Raw genomic sequence first — 3918 nt, forward strand, 5'->3', positions numbered from 1 at the left:
AAGGTAAGCCGGTTCCTCCCCTCCCGCTTGCTCCGGTACATCAGCATGTCGGCCCGCTGCATCAGCGAGGCGAGGGTGTCGTTCTCACGAGCCAGCGTGGCGCCCAGCGAGATGGTTACATGCAACTTCTGTCCCTCCACCATCAGGAACGATTTTTCCACCAGCCTGCGCAAGCGCTGGCCGATCTGTTTCAGGTCGGCAGCCCCTACGCTCCTGGCGAGCCCCACGAACTCTTCGCCTCCCCAACGTCCATAGAGGTCGAAGGGACGCGAGTTCGCCTGCAGCGTCCGCGATACGAACTGCAGCACGCGGTCGCCCACGTCGTGGCCATAGGTGTCGTTGACAGCCTTGAAGTTGTCGATGTCCATGAAGATGACCCCGAAGGGGACGCCGTAACGGGAAAGCTCCTCAAGGTGGGATTCCAGTTCCCTCTCCAGGTAGTGGCGGTTCGCCAGGTGGGTCAGCTTGTCCAGCAGGGCAAGGGTCTCCAGTTCCTTGAGACGCAGGTCGATGGTGGCCTTGCTGCTGATGTCGTTGAAGATCATCACCTCGCCTGTGACGGTGCCACAATCGTCATGCAAGGTGGTCACGTGGATGGCGACCGGCACCCGGTGACCGTCCTTGTGGCGCAGGAACACCTCCCCCTTGAAATCTCCGTTGTGCGCGGCATTGGTGAAGGGACAGTTTTGATGGCAAAGGGTGGTGCCGCCTTCGTCAACATGGCAGAGCAGGTTGTCGGAGCAGTTTTGCCCAAGAACCTCGGCAGCGGTGAAACCGGATATGCGCTCGGCGGCGTGATTCCAGTAGGCGACCTTCTTGTTGGCGTCCACGATGTACAAACCGTCGGGAATGGTCTCGATGATCTTTCTGTAGGAGTCGATGCTGAGGTCCATGGAGGCTCCACGGGTGCCGGCGGCGGAAAGAGGGAAAGCGGCCATCTGGTTGGCCCGGGACTACCGGCTCATTGTGAGGAGGGTGCCCGTGACTTTCTCATTAGTATAAGGGGTGTCGGGTCCCTTGTCAAAAATATGACGAAAAAACACGCGCAGGCGGAAGTGGGTCTTTTAATTGAACAAAAGGGTTCGAACGGCGGCCTGGGATGGAGGCAGCCACTGGTAGAGCCGAGCTAGTTTGGGGGCGGCGAGGATTGGATTGGAAGGATGATGGTGATCCTGAGACCGCCGCCGTCACGGTTTTCTGCGCGGATGCTGCCACCGTGGGCCTCCACGATCCCCCGGCAGATGGAGAGGCCAAGGCCGGTGCCACCAGCTCCCTCGGGTACCGGGATGCGATAGAACTTGTCGAAGATCCGCTTCAGGTCGCCTTCCGCCACCCCGTGACCGTGGTCGGACACCTCCAGAGTCACCGCGTCGCCACGCACCCCGGCTATCAGTTCGATGGCGGTATCGGCAGGCGAGTACTTGATGGCGTTGTCGAGCAGATTGACCAGCACCTGGGTCATCAGCACCAGGTCCATTCCCACCGGCGGCAGATCATCGGGAACCTGAACCTTTACCTCCCGGCTCCCCAGATACGCGTCCACGGCGGCCAACGCGCAGCCAACCAGGTCCTGGATGTCGCAGGGGGTAAGCTTGACCTTCAAGGCGCCTGCCTCCAGGCGTGTCATGTCGAGGAGGTTGCCGACAAAGCGGTTCAGCCTGGCCGCCTCCTGGCGGGCGGTATCGAGCAACTCGCGGCGCGCTTGCCGGCTCATGGACTCTTCCTGCTCGGATAGCGCCCCCAGGACGCCGGTTATGGAGACCAGCGGGGTCCTCAGGTCGTGGGAGATCGAGTTCAGAAGGGCCCGTTCCAGGCTTTCCCGCGCCTCCAGGATCTCCGCCTGTTCGGCCTGCTTGCTGAGACGGACCCGCTCGACGGCGAGAGCGGCCTGGGTGGCGAAGGCCAATAAAAGCCGCCGGCTGAGCGGCGAGGTAAAGTCGGACTCCTCTTTCAGCTTGACCCCGAGTATGCCCAGCACCTCCCCGCTGGTCTGCAGCGGCAGGTAGAGAAGCTCGGAGGAAACCAGGGTGTCGGTACCGCGGCCGGCGACCGCGCGATTCCTGAAGGCCCAGTCGGCGACCGCGCGCTCCTTGATGCCCAAATGGATGTCGCTGGAAGCGCCGCCGATCTCCAGGCGCTCTCCCTCCGGCAGCAGCACGACCAGCTTGGCGCCGAGGCTCTCCTCGATGTTCTTGATCATGGCATCGAGGATCCCCTTGATGTCGGAGGCCACCGAGAGGTCGCGGCTCAGGTAATAAAGGCTCGCGGTGTGCACCTCGCGGTCGCGGATGGTGTCCGCCCGCTCACGCGCCTGCGAGACCAGGGTGCTTATCACCACGCCAACGGTGAAGAGGGCGACGAAGGTGACGATGTACTCGGTATCTTCCACCGCGAGGGTGAAGCGAGGGGGGGTGAAGAAGAAATCGAAGCTCAGAACGCTCAAAAGGGCGGTCAGGACGGCAGGATGACGTCCCAGCTTGGTGGCGGCCAGCACCACCATGAGCAGGTAGATCATCATCAGGTTGGTCGGGGCGAGATAGCCGCGCACCAGTTGGCACAAGAGGGTAGCTAGAGCCACCAGCAGCACCCCTTTGCAGTAGCTCGACCAGTCGATCCGCCCCGCCGCTCTCTTCGGTGGCTTGACGCCCGCACTCTTCTCGGGATCGTGGCTGATACTGACCACGTGCACATCGATGGTGCCGGAGAGCCTGATGATCTGATCCACCAGCGGCTGGCGCAGGAATTCACGCCAACGAGGCTTGGCCGGCTTGCCGACCACGATCTTGGAGACGTTATTCTGGATCGCGTAGTCGACCAGGGCCTCGGCCACCGAGGTGGAGGTGATGTTCGCCACCTGCGCCCCCAGGCTCTCCGCGAGCCGCAGATCGCGCCAGACGTGCTGCCGGTTTTCCCGGCTGTGCTTGTCGCTGTCGGGTGTCTCGATGTAGACCGTGTGCCAGGGAGCCTTGAGCTCGTCCGCCAGCCGCCTGGTGGTGCGGATCAGCCGCTCGCTGAAGGGGCTGCCGCTCACGCAGACCAGCAACCGCTCGGCAACCGGCCAAGGCCCGGGGATGGAACAGGACTCCATGTAGGCGCGCACCTGGTCGTCGACCCGGGAGGCGGCGCGCCGCAGGGAAAGCTCCCGCAAGGCCATCAGGTTGCCGGGCTTGAAGAACTTCTCGACGGCCTGCCCCGCCATCTCCCCGCAGTAGACCTTCCCTTCCCTCATCCGCTCCAGGAGGTCTTCGGGGGGGAGATCCACCAGCCTGATCTCGAAGGCGAGGTCGAGCAGGCGGTCCGGAACCGTTTCCCGAACGGTGATACCGGTGATCTGGGCCACGATGTCGTTGAGGCTCTCGAAATGCTGGATGTTGACGGTGGTGTAGACGTCGATGCCGCGGCAGAGGAGTTCCTCCACGTCCTGCCAGCGTTTCTCGTGGCGGGCGCCGGGAGCGTTGGTGTGGGCGAGCTCGTCGACCAGGGCGATCTGCGGACGGCGGGCGAGCACGGCGTCGATGTCCATCTCGGGGAGGAAGATCCCCTGGTAGTCGACCCGCAGCTTCGGGATGACGTCAAGCCCTTCCAGCAGCCGGTCGGTCTCCGGCCTGCCGTGCGACTCGACATAGGCGGCCACCACGTCGCGGCCGTCCTGCCGCCGCAGTTGGGCCGCCTCCAGCATGGCGTAGGTCTTCCCGACCCCGGCGGCATAGCCGAGGAAGATCTTCAGCTTCCCCCGCTCCTCCTGGGACTCTTCGGCCCGGGCGACCCGCAGGAATGCCTCCGGTGATGGACGGTGCTCTTCATCGTTGCGCATGGCGCAGTAGTATGTCGCAAGGGGGTCGGATGTCAACGGATTTTTATGGAAGGGAGATTGCTAAGGAAGCTCTCTGCTCTACATCCCATACCACTAACTCCAAC

The 3918-nt window shown here is 63.2% G+C and carries 2 protein-coding genes; both read right to left on the reverse strand.

Going from position 1 to position 3918, the window contains the following annotated elements:
* A partial coding sequence (locus tag VJ604_RS11755; RefSeq protein ID WP_324082686.1) for a sensor domain-containing diguanylate cyclase occupies positions 1 to 938 on the reverse strand: 938 nt, incomplete at its 3' end.
* A 188-nt stretch (positions 939 to 1126) separates the two neighbouring features.
* Positions 1127 to 3850, reverse strand: a complete 2724-nt coding sequence (locus VJ604_RS11760) for a DUF4118 domain-containing protein (RefSeq protein WP_324082688.1) — start codon at positions 3848 to 3850, stop codon at positions 1127 to 1129.
* Positions 3851 to 3918: the final 68 nt, after the last annotated feature.

Source organism: Geomonas sp., from assembly GCF_035254065.1.
GTDB lineage: Bacteria > Desulfobacterota > Desulfuromonadia > Geobacterales > Geobacteraceae > Geomonas.